Source organism: Nocardioides sp. (assembly GCF_025964975.1).
GTDB lineage: Bacteria > Actinomycetota > Actinomycetes > Propionibacteriales > Nocardioidaceae > Nocardioides.
Genome location: NZ_JAOPXV010000146.1, coordinates 1 through 18344, shown reverse-complemented (window position 1 = coordinate 18344; position 18344 = coordinate 1). Strand labels below are relative to the sequence as shown.

At 70.2% G+C, this 18344-nt stretch carries 17 protein-coding genes and 1 pseudogene; 15 read left to right on the top strand and 3 right to left on the bottom strand.

Annotation, left to right across the window (positions count from 1 at the left end):
- The 7 genes and pseudogenes from rpsA to JWN68_RS11150 form a co-directional block, all read left to right on the top strand.
- Positions 1 to 414 (top strand): annotated as a pseudogene (gene rpsA, locus JWN68_RS11180) (30S ribosomal protein S1); the annotation flags it as partial.
- 186 nt (positions 415 to 600) lie between these two features.
- Positions 601 to 2553 carry an NAD-binding protein gene (locus JWN68_RS11175; protein WP_297738699.1) on the top strand — a complete coding sequence of 651 codons (1953 nt, stop codon included), beginning with the start codon at positions 601 to 603 and terminating at the stop codon, positions 2551 to 2553.
- Positions 2554 to 2776: 223 nt separating this feature from the next.
- Positions 2777 to 3844, top strand: a complete 1068-nt coding sequence (locus JWN68_RS11170; protein ID WP_297738698.1) for a helix-turn-helix domain-containing protein — start codon at positions 2777 to 2779, stop codon at positions 3842 to 3844.
- Positions 3810 to 5117 (top strand): aminotransferase class I/II-fold pyridoxal phosphate-dependent enzyme, encoded by a 1308-nt coding sequence (locus JWN68_RS11165; protein ID WP_297738697.1) that lies wholly within the window; start codon positions 3810 to 3812, stop codon positions 5115 to 5117. The genes JWN68_RS11170 and JWN68_RS11165 overlap by 35 nt, the downstream gene beginning before the upstream one ends.
- A gap of 4 nt (positions 5118 to 5121) precedes the next feature.
- Positions 5122 to 5997, top strand: a complete 876-nt coding sequence (locus JWN68_RS11160; RefSeq protein ID WP_297738696.1) for a sulfotransferase domain-containing protein — start codon at positions 5122 to 5124, stop codon at positions 5995 to 5997.
- Positions 5994 to 6620, top strand: coding sequence for a dephospho-CoA kinase (gene coaE, locus JWN68_RS11155; protein WP_366519795.1), 627 nt, complete (start codon positions 5994 to 5996; stop codon positions 6618 to 6620). The genes JWN68_RS11160 and coaE overlap by 4 nt, the downstream gene beginning before the upstream one ends.
- A gap of 10 nt (positions 6621 to 6630) precedes the next feature.
- Complete coding sequence (locus JWN68_RS11150; RefSeq protein WP_297738695.1) at positions 6631 to 7929, top strand: glycoside hydrolase family 3 N-terminal domain-containing protein; 1299 nt, start codon at positions 6631 to 6633, stop codon at positions 7927 to 7929.
- Between the two features lie 70 nt (positions 7930 to 7999).
- On the opposite strand, the gene JWN68_RS11145 is transcribed toward JWN68_RS11150, so the two are convergent.
- The gene (locus JWN68_RS11145; RefSeq protein ID WP_297738694.1) at positions 8000 to 9013 is read right to left on the bottom strand and encodes a sigma-70 family RNA polymerase sigma factor; all 1014 of its coding nucleotides are present in this window, start codon (positions 9011 to 9013) and stop codon (positions 8000 to 8002) included.
- Positions 9014 to 9209: 196 nt separating this feature from the next.
- Here JWN68_RS11145 and JWN68_RS11140 point away from each other — a divergent pair, with 196 nt between their 5' ends.
- From JWN68_RS11140 to JWN68_RS11130, 3 genes are read left to right on the top strand one after another with little or no spacing between them, the layout of a single operon-like run.
- Entirely contained in the window at positions 9210 to 9980 is a 771-nt protein-coding gene (locus tag JWN68_RS11140; protein WP_297738693.1) for a 5-oxoprolinase subunit PxpA, read from the top strand.
- A complete protein-coding gene (locus JWN68_RS11135) occupies positions 9949 to 10554 on the top strand; it encodes an allophanate hydrolase subunit 1 (protein ID WP_297738692.1) in 606 nt (201 codons plus the stop codon). Before JWN68_RS11140 ends, JWN68_RS11135 begins: the two co-directional genes overlap by 32 nt.
- A complete protein-coding gene (locus tag JWN68_RS11130; RefSeq protein ID WP_297738691.1) occupies positions 10551 to 11444 on the top strand; it encodes a biotin-dependent carboxyltransferase family protein in 894 nt (297 codons plus the stop codon). Before JWN68_RS11135 ends, JWN68_RS11130 begins: the two co-directional genes overlap by 4 nt.
- Here the strand turns inward: JWN68_RS11130 and JWN68_RS11125 are convergent.
- On the bottom strand, positions 11390 to 12694 hold the full coding sequence (locus JWN68_RS11125) for a DNA polymerase IV (RefSeq protein WP_297738690.1): 1305 nt from the start codon (positions 12692 to 12694) through the stop codon (positions 11390 to 11392). The two genes, JWN68_RS11130 and JWN68_RS11125, sit on opposite strands and share 55 nt — an antisense overlap.
- Before the next feature lie 140 nt (positions 12695 to 12834).
- Here JWN68_RS11125 and JWN68_RS11120 point away from each other — a divergent pair, with 140 nt between their 5' ends.
- Both JWN68_RS11120 and JWN68_RS11115 read left to right on the top strand, forming a co-directional pair.
- Positions 12835 to 13788 (top strand): DUF4192 domain-containing protein, encoded by a 954-nt coding sequence (locus tag JWN68_RS11120; RefSeq protein ID WP_297738689.1) that lies wholly within the window; start codon positions 12835 to 12837, stop codon positions 13786 to 13788.
- Between the two features lie 69 nt (positions 13789 to 13857).
- Complete coding sequence (locus JWN68_RS11115; protein ID WP_297738688.1) at positions 13858 to 15327, top strand: glutamate--cysteine ligase; 1470 nt, start codon at positions 13858 to 13860, stop codon at positions 15325 to 15327.
- On the opposite strand, the gene JWN68_RS11110 is transcribed toward JWN68_RS11115, so the two are convergent.
- Positions 15324 to 15758, bottom strand: coding sequence for a hypothetical protein (locus JWN68_RS11110; RefSeq protein WP_297738687.1), 435 nt, complete (start codon positions 15756 to 15758; stop codon positions 15324 to 15326). The two genes, JWN68_RS11115 and JWN68_RS11110, sit on opposite strands and share 4 nt — an antisense overlap.
- Before the next feature lie 133 nt (positions 15759 to 15891).
- Here JWN68_RS11110 and JWN68_RS11105 point away from each other — a divergent pair, with 133 nt between their 5' ends.
- From JWN68_RS11105 to JWN68_RS11095, 3 genes are all read left to right on the top strand, one after another.
- Entirely contained in the window at positions 15892 to 16293 is a 402-nt protein-coding gene (locus JWN68_RS11105) for a universal stress protein (protein ID WP_297738685.1), read from the top strand.
- Between the two features lie 47 nt (positions 16294 to 16340).
- Entirely contained in the window at positions 16341 to 16937 is a 597-nt protein-coding gene (locus tag JWN68_RS11100) for an HhH-GPD-type base excision DNA repair protein (RefSeq protein ID WP_297738683.1), read from the top strand.
- Between the two features lie 401 nt (positions 16938 to 17338).
- Positions 17339 to 18344: sigma-70 family RNA polymerase sigma factor (locus JWN68_RS11095; protein WP_297738681.1), on the top strand; the 1006-nt coding region annotated here is incomplete at its 3' end.

Below are 18344 nucleotides of genomic sequence, written 5' to 3'. Positions count from 1 at the left end.
ATCTCGCTGTCGCTCAAGCAGGCCAACGAGACCGCTGCTGCGGCCGAGGTCGAGGACTTCGACCCGACCCTGTACGGCATGGCTGCGACGTACGACGACCAGGGCAACTACATCTACCCGGAGGGCTTCGACCCCGAGACCGGTGAGTGGCTCGAGGGCTTCGACGACCAGCGCGCCGTCTGGGAAGAGCAGTACGCCAAGGCGCACGAGCGCTGGGAGGCCCACGTGAAGCAGCAGGCCGAGGCGAAGGTTGCCGAGGTCGAGGCCAGCGAGGCCACGTCGTACTCCTCGGACAGCAGCACCGGCAGCGGCGAGAGCGCGGGCGACGACGAGTCGCCCAGCACCAGCGGTTCGCTCGCGTCGGACGAGGCGCTCCAGGCGCTTCGCGAGAAGCTCACGGGCGGCCAGGCCTGATCTGATGGTCTGATCGTCAGACTGCCTTTCATCGAGCGGCCCACCGGTTCTCCGGTGGGCCGTTCGGTTTTGGCCTGCCCGCGGTGAGAGACGGCGAGTCCCGGTCTGGTCAAACACCTCACGGACACGGCCGTGGTGCGACACCATTCACGGGTCGGGCCGACCCGGCACGGATGAGGGAGCGACATGGCGCGCACAGGTCAGCAGATGCGCATGCGTACGGCGAAGGCGATGGCGCGCGACGGCTCGGGCACCCGCGCTGCCAACACCCCGGGCTCGGGGCTGGGGGACAAGCTCCGCTACCGGTTCGACAACAGCATGTCGCGAGGGACGCCCGCGCTCATCGCATGGCTGAGCGCTGCGACGTTGCTGCTCATCCTGGTGTTCTCGCTGTTCGTGACGCTGCTCGACCTGCGCCCCGAGGCGGACGGAGTCCCGGACGGCTTCCTCCACGAGCTCTTCTACAGCCTGCTGCACGCGCTCGACCCGGGCACGATCGGTGGGGACGACCCGACCTCGTGGCGCTTCGTGCTCACCATGCTGGCCCTGACGGTGGCCGGCCTCTTCATCGTCAGTGCCCTCATCGGCGTCATCGCCAGCGGCATCGACACCAAGCTCGCCGACCTGCGCCGCGGCCGCTCGATCGTCCTGGAGCGCGACCACACCGTGATCCTGGGCTGGTCGGACTCGATCTACACGATCATCCGCGAGCTGATCCTGGCCAACGAGAGCCGCCACAAGCCGGTCATCGTGATCCTCGCCGACCGCGACAAGGTCGAGATGGAGGACGAGGTCAAGGTCAAGGTGCCCGAGCTCCGCGGGACGCGCGTGATCTGCCGCTCCGGCTCACCCATGGACATCGACGACCTCGCCCTGAGCAGCCACACCTCGGCCCGCTCGGTGATCCTGCTGGCGCCCGAGTCGGAGGACCCCGACAGCGAGGTCATCAAGACGCTGCTCGCCCTGACGCACGGTGGCGAGGGCGGGCCCAACATCGTCGCCGAGATCCGCAACCCCACCAACCTCGAGGCGGCGCGCCTCGTCGGCGCAGACCGCACGGTGCTCCTCGACATCCGCGAGACCGTGGCGAAGCTCGTCGTGCAGACGTCGCGCCAGTCCGGTGCCGCCGCGGTCTACACCGAGCTCTTCGACTACGACGGCGACGAGATCTACTTCCTCGAGCGCCACGGGCTCGAGGCCATGACGTACGCCGAAGCGCTGCTCGCCTTCGAGAAGGCCTCGGTCATCGGCCTGAGCGAGGACGGGGTGCCCACCCTCAACCCGGCCGGCGACACGGTGGTCGGCAACCGCACCCTGGTCGTCGTGGCCGAGGACGACGCCGGCCTGGAGCACGAGACGCTCGCCGAGACCCGCCCAGACCTGGATGCGCTCGGTACGGTCGTCGGCGCCGAGGAGCGCGCCACTGACGCCGTCCTGATCGGGTGGAACGAGCGGGCGCCCATCATCCTGCGCGAGCTCGACCACTACGCGGCTCCTGGGTCGTCGCTCACGGTGGTGACGTCCTTCGGCACACCCAGCGTGCCCCACCTGGACAACATCGCCGTGACCGTGGTGGCCGCTTCCACCACGGACAGAGGCACGTTGGAGTCCTACGTGGTCGCGGGTCTCGACCAGGTGATCGTGCTCTGCTACTCCGACCACCTGGCGGTCCAGGCGGCCGACGCGCGCACGCTGGTCACTCTGCTTCACGTGCGTGACATCCTCGGGCGCCTCGACTCCGCCACCCCGGTCGTCAGTGAGATGATGGACGACCGCAACCGGGTGCTGGCCCAGGTCGCCCACATCGACGACGTCGTGGTGAGCGGGGAGATCGTCAGCCTGCTGGTGACCCAGCTCTCGGAGGACCGCCGCCTCGAGGCGGTCTTCGGTCAGCTCCTCGGCAACGACGGCAGCGAGATCTACCTGAGACCGGCCGAGTGGTACGTCCAGCCCGGCCGCGAAGTCAGCTACGCCACCGTCGTTGCCGGCGCGGCCGCTCGCGGCGAGACGGCCCTGGGCTACAAGTCCGGTGCCCTGGCCGGTGACGACGTGGCCTTCGGGGTGGTCGTCAACCCCGCCAAGTCGCGTACGTTCGACGTGCAGCCGGGTGACCGGGTCGTGGTCCTCGCGGACAGCTGACCAACCCGGGCGGCACGGATCAGCATGGGCGAGGAACCAGGTGCCGGCGGCGGTCCACCGGGCCGAGCTCGTCGTGGTCGTCGGCGCGCACGCTGGCCCCGGCGAAGTGGTCGTGCCGGACGTAGCGGACGAGCAGTCCGATGACGGCTGCGGTGATGCTGCGCCCCTAGGATTACTGCCACTAGTGGCAGGAATAACAGTGTTAGTCGATTTACTGCCAACGATGCGTCAGGCTGTCGAGATGCACAAGGTCGCGGTCGTGGTCCAGGACGGTGCCGAGCCGTTCGGGCTGGGTGCCATGTGCGAGGTGTGGGCCGAGCCCTACCACCCGGAGGACGACAACCCCGTCTTCGACTTCGTCGTGACCACACCGCGGCCCGGTCGCGTGCAGGGGAGCGTCTATGACCTGCATGTCGAGCTGGGTCTCGAGGCGGCGGCTGACGCCGACCTGATCTGCGTGATTCCCAAGCGCGGCTACCTTGATCCCTCACCGGAGGTCGTGGAGCTCGTCCGGGCCGCCGACGTCCGCGGCGCCTTCGTCTTTGCGCACTGCACGGCGGCCTTCGTGCTGGGCGAGGCGGGCCTGCTGGACGGCAAGCGGTGCACCACGCACTGGCGACACGTCGACGAGCTCGCGGCACGCCACCCCCTCGCGCAGGTGGACGGCAACGTCCTCTACGTGCAGGAGGGCAACATCGTCACGGGCGCCGGATCGGCGGCCGGACTCGACGCCGCGCTGCACCTGATGAGGCAACAGTTCGGCGCGCGCGTGGCCGCCTGCGCTGCCCGGCGGATCGTGGTGCCGCCTCACCGCGAGGGTGGACAGGCCCAGTTCATCGTGCGACCTGTCCCGGTCTGCGAGTCGGAGGCGCTGGCGCCGCTGCTGGCCTGGATCTCGGGCAACCTTGCCGAGGAGCTCACCGTCGAGGCCCTGGCCCGCCACATGCACATGTCGCCCAGGACGTTCGCTCGCCGCTTCAAGGACGAGACCGGCACGACGCCGTACAGCTGGCTGCTGGCCCAACGTGTGCAGGCAGCCGAGGAGCTGCTGGAGCAGACCGACCACTCGATCGACTCGATCGCCGGCGAGGTCGGCTTCGGCAATGCCGCCACCCTGCGCCACCACTTCGGCCGCTCCCGTGGCGTGAGCCCGGTGGAGTATCGCCGGACCTTCGGCGAGACCGCCCGACCTGCGCGCAGCAACCAGCTTTCGAGCCCGTGCGGCCCAGCGCTCGCAGTCTCGGTAGCCTTGCCCGGTGACGCATCAGCCGCTCTCCGCCCTGTCCCGTGACGACCTCTCCGCCCTGCTCCAGGAGCAGCAGGCGGCGTACGCCGAGCTCAAGGCCCGTGGACTCAAGCTCGACCTGACGCGTGGCAAGCCGTCGGCCGCCCAGCTCGACCTGTCCGACGAGCTGCTCAACCTTCCTCGAGGCACGCGGGACTCCTCGGGCACCGACGTGCGCAACTACGGCGGCCTGACCGGCCTGGCGGAGCTGCGCGAGATGTTCGCCGAGCTGCTGTGGGTCGAGCCGGAGCAGGTCGTCGCCGGCGGCAACTCGAGCCTCACGATCATGCGCGACGTCCTGACGTTCATGCTCCTCCACGGCGCCCGCGACAGTGACCGCGCCTGGATCAAGGAAGACACGATCAAGTTCATCTGCCCGGTGCCCGGCTACGACCGGCACTTCACGCTGCTCGAGTCGCTGGGCATCGAGATGATCACCGTGCCGATGAACGAGGACGGACCCGACGCTGAGGCAACGGCCGCGCTGGTGAAGAACGACCGGTCGATCAAGGGCATGTGGGTCGTCCCGACCTACGCCAACCCGGCTGGATCGGTCTGCAGCCAGGAGGTCGCGGCGCGCCTCGCCTCGATGGAGACCGCCGCTCACGACTTCAAGATCTTCTGGGACAACGCGTATGCCCTGCACCACCTCACCGAGGAGGAAGCCAAGAGCGCCGACATCCTCACCCTGGCCGCCGCGTCCGGCCATCCCGACCGTCCGATCATGTTCGCCTCGACCTCCACGATCACCTTCGCGGGTGCCGGTGTCGCGTTCCTGGCCGCCTCCGAGGGCAACATCCGGTGGTACCTCAGCCACCTCGGCAACGGCTCGATCGGCCCGGACAAGGTCAACCACCTGCGGCACGTGCAGTTCTTCGGCTCGGCCCAAGGGGTGCGTGACCACATGGCCCGGCACCGCGAGATCATCGCGCCGAAGTTCGCCGAGGTCGACCGCGTGCTGTCACAACGGCTCGGCGGTAGCGAGGTGGCGACCTGGAACAAGCCGGCGGGCGGCTACTTCGTCAACCTCGACGTGCTTCGCGGCACGGCGTCGCGGGTGGTCGCGCTTGCCAAGGAGGCGGGTGTCGCCCTCACCCCGGCCGGTGCGTCGTTCCCCCATGGGAAGGACCCCGACGACTCGAACATCCGGCTGGCGCCCACGATGCCCCCGCTGGACGAGGTCACCGTCGCCATGGACGCCGTCGCCACCTGCATCCTGCTCGCGGCCGCCGAGCACCTGACCGAGCAGATGACCGGGCAGCGCAGCGGGCAAGGCTGACGTCGTGTCCTTCCTGCCGTTCTCCTTCTCCATCGTCGGCGTGCAGAAGGCCGGCACGTCGACGCTGCAGTGGATGCTCAACCAGCACCCGGAGGTGGCGCGGCCACCGCGCAAGGAGATGGGCTGGTTCGACGTCGACGACGCGACCTGGCGGACGGTGGACCACGCGGCGTACGGCATCAAGCACGCTCAGCCGATCCATCGTGCCCTCGGTGACGCGACCCCCCGCTACCTGTTGATGCCCGGTGCGCTCGAGCGCATGCACGCCGATCGCCCGGACCTGAGCCTGATCGCGATCTTCCGAGATCCCATCGACCGGCTGGTCAGCCAGTGGGTGATGGTCCGCGACCGGCAGCCCGATCGCGCTCCGGACTGGCCGGAGATGATCCAGTGGCGCCCCGACGACTTCCCCACCGAGATGCCGGCGCAGTTCGAGGGTCCGGGTGGGCGAGCGAGGTTCATGCGCGCCTCCGGAGTGATCCGCGGCTACTACGGCGGGCAGGTGCGCCACGGGCTGAGCCTCTTCCCTCGTGACCAGTGGCTGTTCCTCGACTTCGCCGAACTGCTCTCCGAGCCCGCCAAGACCCTCGACACCGTCACCCGCCACATCGACGTCGGCAGGTTCAAGCCCTATCCGCCGCTGAAGAAGCTGATGGCGGGATCGCCCCAGATCACCGGCACGGCACCGACAGGCGAGGACCTGATGGTCCTGGCGAAGGCCCTTGAGCCCGAGCTGGCCGAGTTCGTCGCCCTGACGGGGCGCTCGGTCGACCACTGGACCACCGAGCGGCTGCTGAACGGCGAGCTCGATCCCGACGAGCAGGCGCGGGTCTATGCCCGCAAGGCAGGGCTGACGTCAGGATGGGAGGACACACCGTGACGCTGCGTGTGGGCCTGACCGGGGGAGTAGCCTCCGGCAAGAGCACCGTGTCGGCGATCCTGGCGGAGCTGGGTGCCGTCGTCGTCGACGCCGACCTGCTGGCCCGCGAGGTCGTCGCGGGCGGGACCCCGGGCCTCGCCGCCGTCGTGGAGGCGTTCGGCCCGTCGCTGCTGACGGCTGACGGCGCGCTCGACCGCGCAGCCATGGGCACGCTGGTGTTCAGCGACGCCGTGGCCCGTGCGCGCCTCGAGGCGATCGTGCACCCCCTCGTCCACGAGCAGATGGGAGCGCTCGAGGCCGATGCCGGCGAGGGCTCGATCGTCGTCCACGACATCCCGCTGCTGGCCGAGGGCGGTCGCGCCGACACCTTCGACGCCGTGGTCGTCGTCGACTGCCCGCGAGAGATGCAGGTCGCGCGCATGCTCACCGAGCGCGGATGGACCCCGGAGGATGCCGAGGCGAGGATCGCCGCCCAGGCGTCGCGGGAGGACCGGCTCGCCATCGCCACCCACGTCATCCCCAACGTGGGGTCGCTCGACGAGCTGCGTGACCGGGTGGTGGCCGTGTTCGCGGACCTCCGGGCACAGGCCGACGGTTTCGACCCTCGCCGGGACCGCAGGTAACCTGCCCGCCGTGCGTGCAACCCGAGCAGTCGCGGCCTTCGGCCTCCTGGCCTGCCTGTTCGCCGGGTGTACGCCGCAGGCCGACCCCTCGGAGGGCACGACGACCGAGCCCCGGAGCGGGTCCACGACCAGCGACCAGCCCGACGCCGACGCGGCTGAGGTCGACCCGAGCACCCCTCTGGGCTGGGGCCCGACGGTCGGTGACCTCGAGCAGGCGCAGGAGATCGTGGCCGCCATGTCCAGCGAGGAGCTCGCTGGTCAGGTCATCGTCGGTCGCTACCTCGGAAACGACCCCGCGGAGGTGGCGGCCATGCTGCTCGAGCACCATCTCGCCGGCATCTCCGTCACCAACGGCAACGTGGTCGACGAGGCCCAGGTGCGGGCGATGACAGCCGCGCTGATGCAGGCGTCACTCGACGACGGGCGCGACTTCCCGCCGGTGCTCGGGGTGGACCAGGAGGGGGGCTACGTCTCCCACCTGCGCGGGATCGCGACCGAGTTCCCCGCCTTCGACGCGGCCGGGGCAGCGATCGAGTCCCAGGGAGCCACGGGGCGGGAGGTGGTGCGGCAGGCGTCGTACGCCACTGGCCTCGAGCTGCGGGAGCTCGGCTTCACCTGGGTCTTCGCGCCGGTGGCCGACGTGACGATCGGTGCGGCCGACCCGACCATCGGGACCAGGTCCGCCAGCAAGGACCCGGCGATCGCGGCCAAGGCGACCGCTGCCGCGGTGCGTGGTTTCGACGCTGCTGGTGTGGTCTCCACCGTGAAGCACTTCCCCGGACACGGGGCCGCCACCAGCGACAGCCATGACACGTTGCCGGCGCTCGACTCCTCACTGGCACAGCTCCAGGAGCACGACCTGCCGCCCTTCGAGGCGGCCATCGCCACGCACGCGCCGGCCGTGATGCTGGCCCACCTCGACCTGAGCGCCATCGCGCCAGGGGTGCCCTCCAGCCTGGCACCCGAGGTCTACGAGCTGCTTCGCGAGGACCTCGGCTTCGAGGGGGTGGCGATCACCGACTCCCTCGGCATGGGCGCTGTCGCGGCGACCTTCAAGCCGGCCGTGGCTGCCCTCAACGCCGGTGCGGACCTGCTGCTGATGCCGGTCGACACCGCGGAGACCCACCGTGTCGTGACGAAGGCGATCGACGACGGGGAGGTCTCCCGGGAGCGGGCCGAGGAGGCCGCCGCCCGCGTTGTCGCCCTCCAGCTGTGGCAACAGCGTGCCGCTGCTGCGACTCCGGTGCCTGCTGACGTCGCCTCGCTGGCGCAGGAAGCCGCCGCGGCGCTGACGGCTGCGGCGTACTGAGCAAACCCGAAGACCCGCCCCGGTGACGACCGGGACGGGCCTGGGTGAGAACTGTTCGCTTCGGAACCTGTCAGGCGGCGGTGCTGCCGGACGCGAGGTCCGGGTCGCCGAGGCGACGCAGCTTCTGCAACGCCTCCCGCTCGAGCTGGCGCACCCGCTCGGCAGAGATGCCGTGCTTGACGCCGATGTCGGCCAGCTTGTGCTGACGTCCGTCGGTCAGCCCGTAGCGGGCGCGGATGATGTCGGCAGCACGCTCGTCGAGGTGGGCGACGAGGTCGTCGAGCCGTTGACGAGCCTCCACGTCGAGGAACTCCAGGTCGGGACCGGGTGCGGTCTCCTGAGCCATCAGGTCGCCGAGCGAGGTGTCACCGTCCTCGTCGACCGGGGTGTCGAGCGAGACGTGGTCGCGTCCCCATGCCATCAGGTCCAGCACGCGGTCGAGATCCATCTCGAGCTCGAGGGCGATCTCGTGCGGCTCGGGGTCGCGGCCCAGCTGGCGCTCGAGGGTACGGCGCGCACCGGAGACCTGGTTGAGCTCCTCGACGACGTGGACCGGCAGCCGCACGACCCGGGCCTGCTGCGCGATGCCGCGCGTGATGGCCTGGCGCACCCACCACGTGGCATACGTGGAGAACTTGTAGCCCTTGGTGTAGTCGAACTTCTCCACGGCCCGGATGAGTCCGGTGTTGCCCTCCTGGATCAGGTCGAGCATCGGCATCTGCGAGCGGCCGTACTTGCGGGCGATCGAGACGACGAGGCGGAGGTTGGCGGAGATGAAGAGGTCGACGGCCCTGCGACCCTCGTCCGCCAGCCACTCCAGCTCCTCCTGGCTCGCGCTCTTCGGGGCCCCGCCCCGCCGGCGACCGATGCGGCCCTCCTGGAGCAGCTTCTCGGCGAGCAGGCCGGCCTCGATCGTCTTGGACAGCTCGACCTCCTGGGCGGCGTCGAGCAGGGGGGTGCGCGCAATCTCGTCAAGGTAGAGACCGACGCTGTCGCGCCCCTCGATCTCGCGCGTCGCGCCGCGCGTGCCCCGCCCAGCAGCGCTGCGCGCCGGTGCATTCTTGGTGATCTGTGTGGTGGTCATCGTCGCCTCCTCGTCGTGGCGCTGTCCCTGTGCGCCACATCTGCTCCAACGGCCCGGCCCGCCCGGTGATTCCCGGCCGGTGTGGAGCCCTTCATCTCTGACTGACGTTCGGTAGTTCCGTGAAGTTGCAACTATTGCCAACTCTCAGGGACTTCTCAGGGGTGCTTCGGAGTGGTGCCCTGAGAGGATTGGTCCCATGCCTCGAAGGACGGTCGACCTCAACGCCGACCTGGGGGAGGAGGTCACCGACGACCGTGCTCTGCTGCAGGTGGTCACCAGCGCCAACGTTGCCTGCGGCTATCACGCCGGCACGCCCGCAGTGATGCGCGCGGTGTGCGAGGAAGCTGTGGCCCGGTCGGTGACGCTGGGCGCCCAGGTGTCCTACGCGGACCGGGCGAACTTCGGCCGAGTCGTCGTCGACGTGGCGCCGTCGGTCCTGACCGAGCAGGTGGCGGACCAGGTCGGCATGCTGACGGAGATCGCCCGCGCCGCCGGGGCATCGGTGGCCTACCTCAAGCCGCACGGTGCGCTCTACCATCGCGCGGCAGCCGACGACGCCACTGCGCGGGCGGTGCTCTCCGGGTCGGGCTCGCTCCCGGTGCTCGGCATGCCGGGCTCCACGATGTTGGCATTGGCCACTGCCGCTGGGCGGGCGACGCGCCACGAGGGTTTCCCTGATCGCGGCTACACGGCGGCAGGGACGCTGGTGCCGCGCTCCGAGCCGGGTGCCCTGGTGACCGACAGTGCCACCATCGCTGCTCGAGCCGTCGAGCTTGCGGCAACGGTGGATTCGGTGTGCGTGCACGGCGACTCACCCGACGCGGTGCGACACGCGATCGAGGCCCGCCAGGCACTCAGCACCGCGGGCTTCGAGGTCACCACCTGCTGGGCGACGTCGACACTCGGCCGGCACCGGACGCGGCGGGACGCAGGCCATGACCGTCGTGCGGATCATCCCCGTCGGTGACCACGCCCGGCTCGTGGAGGTGGCGGACGCGCGCGCCGCAGTCTCCTTGGCGCTGTGGGCGCGCGAGCGCGGGATACCGGCAACCGAGATCGTCCCGGGCGCCGCCACGGTGCTCTTCGACGGGCTCGACGGCGGGATCGACCTGCCAGCCGCCCTCGATGCGTGGAGTCAGGAGGAGCCCGTGCCCGCAGGACGACAGGTGGTGGTGCCGGTGGTCTACGACGGGCCCGACCTGGCGGCCGTGGCCGCCCTCTGGGCGGTGGCCGTCGACGAGGTCGTCCGTCGGCACACGTCGGTCGAGTTCACCTCCGCGTTCTGCGGGTTCGCGCCGGGATTCGCCTATCTCGCGGGACTGCCGTCGGAGTGGGCGGTGCCCAGGCTCGACCAGCCGCGGGCCCGGGTGGAGCCCGGCTCGGTGGGGCTGGCCGGCGCGTGGTGCGGTGTCTACCCGACCGCATCACCGGGGGGCTGGCAGCTGCTGGGACGGACCGAGGCGCCGCTGTGGGACCTCGCTCGCGACGAGCCAGCGCTGCTCTCGCCGGGCACCGGCGTTCGCTTCGAGGCACGTCCGTGACCCTCGAGGTGCTCGACGCCGGCACGCTGACGACGATCCAGGACCTCGGACGCTTCGGCCATGCCCACCTCGGAGTCCCGCGGGCCGGTGCGCTCGACGCTCCCGCTGCCGCTCTGGCCAACCGCCTCGTCGGCAACGGGCGTGCCGCTGCGGTGCTGGAGACGACCTTGTCCGGGCTGACGCTCCGAACCCACCAGGCGCGGACGATCGCCGTCACAGGCGCGACGTGCGAGGTCACCGTCGACGGTCGCGCCGTGGCCCACTCCGAGCCGGTCTCGGTGCGTGCGGGCGCGACGGTCGAGCTGGGGCGCGCCAGCATCGGGGTGCGGACCTACCTCGCCGTGGGCGGTGGCATCGCCGTACCCCCCGTGCTGGGCTCGCGGAGCACCGACACCCTGGCCTGGGTGGGGCCGCCCCGGGTCCGGGACGGGGTCAGGCTGCCGGTGGGTACGTGCGAGGGCTCCCCGGCGCCGTTGGACGTGGGTGTACGCCGACCTGCTGGCGCGCACCTGCGGATCGCCCCGGGTCCCCGCTCCGACTGGATCAGCGACCAGGCCTGGCGCGACCTCGACCACGCGGAGTTCACCGTGGCGGCCGACTCCAACCGCGTGGGCCTGCGGCTGCACGGACCGCCTCTCGACCGAGCGCGGACCGGCGAGCTGGCGAGCGAGGGCATCGTCCTGGGTGCCGTCCAGCTGCCGCCGTCGGGACAGCTCGTGGTGTTCCTCCACGACCACCCGGTCACGGGTGGCTATCCCGTCATCGGGCTCCTCGAACCCGACGACCTGGCCATCTGCGCCCAGCTGCGGCCGGGGGAGCGGGTCGAGCTGCGGGGTCAGTCCTCCAGCGGTCGCGGGGCCGGACCGAGCGCAGGATCGTCGACGGCGTAGGACCGCACTGGTCCCGGAGGGGTCTCGGCGGTCTCGAAGCGGACGGTCACGACCCCCTTGCCCGAGCCCCACACCCATCCGGGGCCCATCTCGTCGTGGACCACGTCCATGCCCGGGACGTAGGCCCGCTGCGAGGCCTCGGGGCTCGGCAAGGCGATCTCGGGCACGTCCGGCTCGCTCTCGCCGAACAGGTCCTCCTGGATCCAGTCCGCCAGCCCGGACACGCCCACTCCGAGCAGGCGGACCCCGCCGGACGTGTCGAGGTCGTCGAGGAGCGCGCGAGCGACGCGGGCGATGGTGGCCCCGCTGTCGGTCGGGCTGGCCAGGGTGGAGGAGCGACTGAGCGTGGTGAAGTCGTGCAGACGCACCTTGATGGACACGGTGCGTCCCGACAGGCCGTGCTTCTTGAGCCGTTCGCCGACGTGGGTGGCCTGACGGGCGAGCAGGCCCGCCATCAGGCGGCGATCGGTGAGGTCGGTGTCGTAGGTGCCCTCCGAGCTCACCGACTTGGTCTCCCGGTCCGCCACGACCGGACGGTCGTCCTCGGCACGCGCCAGCCGGAAGAGCCCGTGGCCCTGCGCCTTCCCCAGCAGGCGCACGATCTCGTCCTCGCTGACCGACTCGAGATCGGCGATGGTCCGGATGCCGGCACGCCGGAGCCGCTCGGCCGTCGCGGGGCCGACGCCGGGGATCACCGTCACCTGCATGGGACGGAGCAGCTCGCTCTCGGTGCCGGGCGGTACGACCGTCAGCCCGTCGGGCTTGTCGAGCTCGCTGGCCACCTTGGCGATGAACTTCGACGAGCCGATCCCGACGGTGCCGGTCAGGCCTCCGGTGACCTCGGCGACCCGCGCCCGGAGCTGCTCGCCGAACGCGACCACGGTGGCCACGTCGAGATCGGGCAGGCCCGCCTCGGCGAGGTCGACGAACGCCTCGTCCAGCGACAGCGGCTCCACGAGCGGAGAAGCAGCCCTGAGCACCGCCATGACCTGGCTGCTCGTCTCGCGGTAGGCGTGGAAGCGACCGGTGAGGAAGGCGGCGTGGGGGCAGCGGGCGCGTGCCTCACGGGTCGACATGGCCGAACGGACGCCGTACGTCCGCGCCTCGTAGGACGCGGTCGCGACCACGCCCCGCCCGCCGACACCGCCGACGATCACGGGCTTGCCCCGCAGCGAGGGCTTGTCGCGCTGCTCCACGGCCGCGAAGAAGGCGTCGAGGTCGAGGTGGAGGACCGACGCAGTGCTTCTCACCGGCGACACCACGTCATGGCCCCATTGTCGCAGTCCCCAAGACGTCCACAGGCTCCCACTCCGACGCCCTCGACCGTGCTCGTCCACAGGCGGCGATCGGTCCGTGCTGCACTGTCCGAGGACCCGGGCAGCGTGCAGGCATGACCACTCCACACACCTCACCCCACCTGATGAGAGCCACCTGTCCCGAAGACCTGCTGGCCTTCGTGCCCGTTGCGATCGGGTTCGCCCCGGCCGACTCCGTCGTCATGCTCACCGTCGAGGGCAGCCGGCCCTTCCATGCCCGCATCGACCTCCCCGACGACGAGGACGACGTGGACGAGGTCGTCGAGGCGTTGCTCCGCCCAGCCCGTCAGCACGGCATCGCCCGAGTCGTCTTCGTGGTCTACGACGACGACACGGCCGTCGCCGACGAGACAGCCTGGTCCCTCCACGTCGCCTTCACCGAGGCAGGCATCGAGGTCTTCGAGGTGCTGCGGGTCCACGACGACCGCTACTTCGCCGTGCTGCCCGGGCGAGCGCCAGCGGCCTATCGCGGGGTGCCGTTCGAGGCACGCCACCACCCCTTCGCCGCGCACGCGGTCTTCGGAGGCAGGGTCACCCATGACTCCCGCGAGGCGCTGGCCGCCACGCTGGCTAGCGACGAGGTCGCCGCCTCGCGGGTGGCGTCAGCCCTCGGCTCCTGTCCTGCCCTCTTGCCCCACCAGATCCGTCCTCTCGTCACCGAGCACGCCGGCGACCGGTCCGCGACCCCGCCAGAGGTCGTCGCGGGGCTCGCGCTGTCCATGCGCGACGGATCACTGCGCGACGAGGCGTGGCGCTGGCTGACGCATGCCACCGCCCCCTCCTACGTCGATTTCTGGACCGAGGTCGTGCGCCGCTCGCCGGCGGCGCTGGTGCCCGGACCGGCCTCCGTGCTGGCCTTCACCGCGTGGCTGGCAGGCGAGGGTGCGCTGGCGTGGTGCGCGGTCGACCGCGCGAGGGAGGTCGAGCCGGAGCACTCGTTGGCCGGCCTGGTCGCCGACATGCTGATGTCGGCGACCTCGCCGGACGAGTGGGACCTCCTGGCCGGCCCCTCCCTCGGGGTGGCCTGACGGCACGATGCGGGCCTGTCGTGGACGTCCTCTTGCCACCTGGGCCACGCTCGTCGCTACTGTCGCTCCATGGGCGAAGAAGTGGAGCAGCAGGAGTTCTCGCGCGCGGACCGCACCCGGCACCGCGAGAAGGTGCGCCGCAACCTCGACGTCTTCGCGCGGATGTTGCGAGAAGCCCGCTTCGACACCGACGACCCGATGACGGGTCTCGAGGTCGAGCTGAATCTCGTGGACGACAAGGGCGATCCGGCGCTGAAGAACGCCGAGGTGCTCGAGGCGATCGCGTCGCCGGACTTCCAGACCGAGCTGGGCCAGTTCAACATCGAGATCAACGTGCCGCCCGCGACGTTGCGCGAGGGTGGGCTGACCATCTTCGAGGAGACCCTGCGCCGATCCCTCAACGACGCGGAGTCCAAGGCCGCGGCCTCCGGTGCACACCAGGTGATGATCGGCATCCTGCCGACGCTCGACGAGGGACACATGAGTGCCCACAGCCTCAGTGCCAACCCCCGCTACAAGTTGTTGAGCGAACAGATCCTCTCCGCACGTGGTGAGGACATCACGATCAGCATCTCGGGGCGCGAGCGCCTCTCCACGACGGCCGACTCGATCGTGCCCGAGGCCGCCTGCACGAGCACGCAGTTCCACGTCCAGACCTCGCCCGACGAGTTCGCCGACTACTGGAACGCCTCCCAGGCGATTGCGGGCGTCCAGCTCGCGGTGGGAGCCAACTCGCCCTACCTCCTCGGCAAGGAGCTGTGGCGCGAGACCCGCATCCCGCTCTTCGAGCAGGCGACCGACACCCGCAGTGACGAGCTCAAGGTGCAGGGAGTCCGCCCCCGGGTGTGGTTCGGCGAGCGGTGGATCACCTCGGTCTTCGACCTGTTCGAGGAGAACGTCCGATACTTCCCGGCGTTGCTGCCGATCACCGACGACGAGGATCCGCTCCAGGTGCTCGAGTCGGGCGGCACGCCGACCCTTCCCGAGCTGCGCCTGCACAACGGCACCATCTATCGCTGGAACCGCCCGGTCTACGACATCGCCGCCGGAGTGCCTCACCTGCGGGTGGAGAACCGGCTCCTTGCAGCCGGACCTACGGTCGCGGACACGATCGCCAACGCAGCGTTCTACTTCGGGCTGGTGCGCTTCCTTGCCGAGAGCGAACGCCCGCTGTGGTCGCAGATGTCGTTCTCGGCAGCGGAGGAGAACTTCCACGTCGCCGCCCAACAAGGCGTGGACGCACAGATCTACTGGCCCGGCATCGGCCAGGTGCGGGCCACCGAGCTCGTCCTGCGCCGGCTGCTGCCGATGGCGGCCGAGGGCCTGGGCGCCTGGGGTGTCGAGCCCGAGGTGCGCGACCGACTGCTCGGGATCATCGAGCAACGATGCCTTCTCGGCACCAACGGCGCCGAATGGTTCGTGGGGCGGATGAGGCAGCGCTCACGTGAGGGCAGGTTCGACGCCCTGCGTGCGACCCTGCTCGAGTATCGCGAGCGCATGCACACCAACGAGCCTGCCCACACCTGGGACCGCGACTAGGGAGCGACTCCCGAACGCCTCCGCAGACGGGTCCACTCGCGTCCGACCCCGGTGCGGGGGTCGCGCCAGCCGGCGCGGGTCACGACCGCCAGCGGCACCTCGACGTCGGCCTCCGCACATGCGGCGTACCACGCGGCTGACCACAGGACGTCCGCGTCGTGCAGGGCGAGGGTTCCCACGCGGGTCAACCAGGCCCAGCGGTGCGGGTGCTGTGCGGCCGTACGCTGCAGCAGGGCGGCCGCGATGTCGGTACGCAGCGCCTGATCCAGCGCCTGCCCCGGCTGCACGACGTGACACTCGTGGGCGCCGTCCGGCACCCCGACACGAAGTGAGACCGGGGCGCGACCGCGCGGTGCGGACTCCTTGAAGGACAGCACCGCGGCCCGGAACACGACGTGGTGCGTCCGGGTGATCGGCGCGATCACGGGCATGCAGGCCAGCCTGCCCTGCCGGGTCCGATCGTGCCCCCGCTCATCCACAGTCTCCCGCTGGCACGTCGCATTCGATACGGTGCCATCGTGGCTGGACGCAACGAAGCGCACCGGCACGTGAGAAGGAGGCACCATGGGCACCGTCGTCGTTGGATACGTCCCCAAGCCGGAGGGCGCGGCCGCTCTGGCAACCGCCATCTCGGAGGCCAAGCTCCGCGGCAGCAAGCTCGTGGTGGTCAACTCACACCGCGGTGGCAGCGAGTTCGACCAGGACAAGGCGCGGCTGGCCGAGAGTGAGATGGAGGCCGTCCGCAAGACCCTGGACGACTCGGGCGTGGACTACGACATCCGGCAGCTCGTGCGGGGCTTCGAGCCCGCCGAGGACCTGATCTCCTTGGCCGAGGCCAACTCCGCCGAGCTCCTCGTCATCGGACTGCGCCGCCGCTCACCCGTCGGCAAGCTGATCCTGGGCTCCAACGCCCAGCGGATCCTGCTCGACGCCCACTGCCCAGTCCTCGCGGTCAAGGCCGACTGACCACTCCGCGGTCGAGGCTGACTGAGCGCGTCGGGGAGGATGTGCCCATGGCCATCCACATCACCGGCGACGCCGCCGCCGACAAGATCCTCGACGAGTCCCCGTTCGCCCTGCTGGCCGGGATGATGCTGGACCAGCAGTACCCGATGGAGCACGCCTTCCGGGGCCCGGCGAAGGTGACCGAGCGCTTCGGCACCTTCGACCCGGCGGCGATCGCCTCGGCCGACCCGGAGGAGTTCGCGTCGATGGCGGCGACGACACCTGCCATCCACCGGTTCCCCGGCTCGATGTCGGGCCGGTTGCAGGAGCTGGCCCGGATCGTGGTCGACGACTACGACGGCGATGCCTCGAGGCTGTGGACCGAGGCGAAGGACGGCAAGGATCTGCTCAAGCGCATCATGGCCCTGCCGGGCTTCGGCAGGCAGAAGGCCCAGATCTTCGTCGCGCTGCTGGCCAAGCAGAGAGACGTACGCCCCATGGGCTGGGAGTCGGTCGTGGGGGACTACGCGCTCGACGGACACCGCTCCGTCGCGGACGTGGTCGACCCTGACTCGCTGCAGAAGGTCAGGGACTTCAAGAAGGCCAAGAAGGCCGCAGCCAAGGACATCGACACCGCACCTTGCAGCTCCCCGGACACCACCTGAACGGACCGTCGAACGGACCGAAGGAACTCAGGCCGCGGACTCTCGCGCCTGAGCGAGTGCCGGTCCGGGGCGTTGGGTCCGTCTGGCGGCGTAGACGCGCGGACATTGGTCGTCAGCTCTGCTCTCGGCCACGCTCAGCACTGCCGCTCGGTGAGTGCGAGGTCCGCGTGCCTACGAGCACGGCAGACGGACGACTCCTGCGGGTCGGACTCATCGGGAAGGTCCAGCGTCTCGGCATCGGCTTGAAGAGCCATGGCGTGCCGGGACGGCCACGCGAGAATGAGGGGGTACGGCGACGACATGAGGGCGCGGTGGCAACGTCTGCGGATGGCCGTGGCAGAATGACGGCGCGGCAGTTGACGACAGAGGTCCTTGCCGCGCCCCGATGTCGTTTACGAGAGGTGTTCGTGTCCCCGAACGCACGGAAGTTGCTCCCCGCAGAGGTGCTTGCGCACCCGTCCATCGTCGCGCTGATCGAGCGCGGCACCCCGATCGGCAGCGTTGCCCCCGAGGATGTCCGTCAGGCCAGTGACGACGCGGCCGTCGAGCCGCGTCATCTCAAGGCCCTGATGGTCCACCTGGGCAGCCTGGGGATCTCCGTCAACGTCGACGCGGCCAGCATGCGCGCGGTCGCGGCCACGACGAGCACCCGCAAGACCACGAGCGCTGCCGCGAAGGAGGCTCCGGCCAAGAAGGCGGCCACCAAGGCCGCCGAGGCCGTCGAGCCGACTGACGCTGTCGAGCCGATCAAGAAGGCTGCGGCCAAGAAGGCGCCCGCGAAGAAGGCTCCGGCGAAGAAGACCGCCGCGAAGGCTGCGGCCGCGCCCGTCGACGTGGCAGTCGACCTCGAGCCCGGTGCCGTGGGAGCCGACGGCAAGAAGATCCTGCCGGACATCCCCGACGAGGAGTTCGAGAAGGATGTCAAGGTCGACCCGACCATCAAGGAGGACGAGAAGCAGGCCTTCACCGTCTCCGCCTCCGACGACACCGACGAGCCCGAGCAGCAGGTCATGGTTGCCGGCGCCACCGCCGACCCGGTCAAGGACTACCTGAAGCAGATCGGCAAGGTGCCCCTCCTCAACGCCGAGATGGAGGTCGAGCTCGCCAAGCGGATCGAGGCCGGCCTCTTCTCCGAGGAGAAGCTCGGCAAGGGCGGTAAGATCAGCCCCAAGATGCTCGAGGAGCTCGAGTGGATCTCCCAGGACGGCCGTCGCGCCAAGAACCACCTCCTGGAGGCCAACCTGCGCCTCGTCGTCTCGCTCGCCAAGCGCTATACCGGCCGCGGCATGCTCTTCCTCGACCTGATCCAGGAGGGGAACCTCGGCCTGATCCGCGCGGTCGAGAAGTTCGACTACACCAAGGGCTACAAGTTCTCCACCTACGCCACGTGGTGGATTCGCCAGGCGA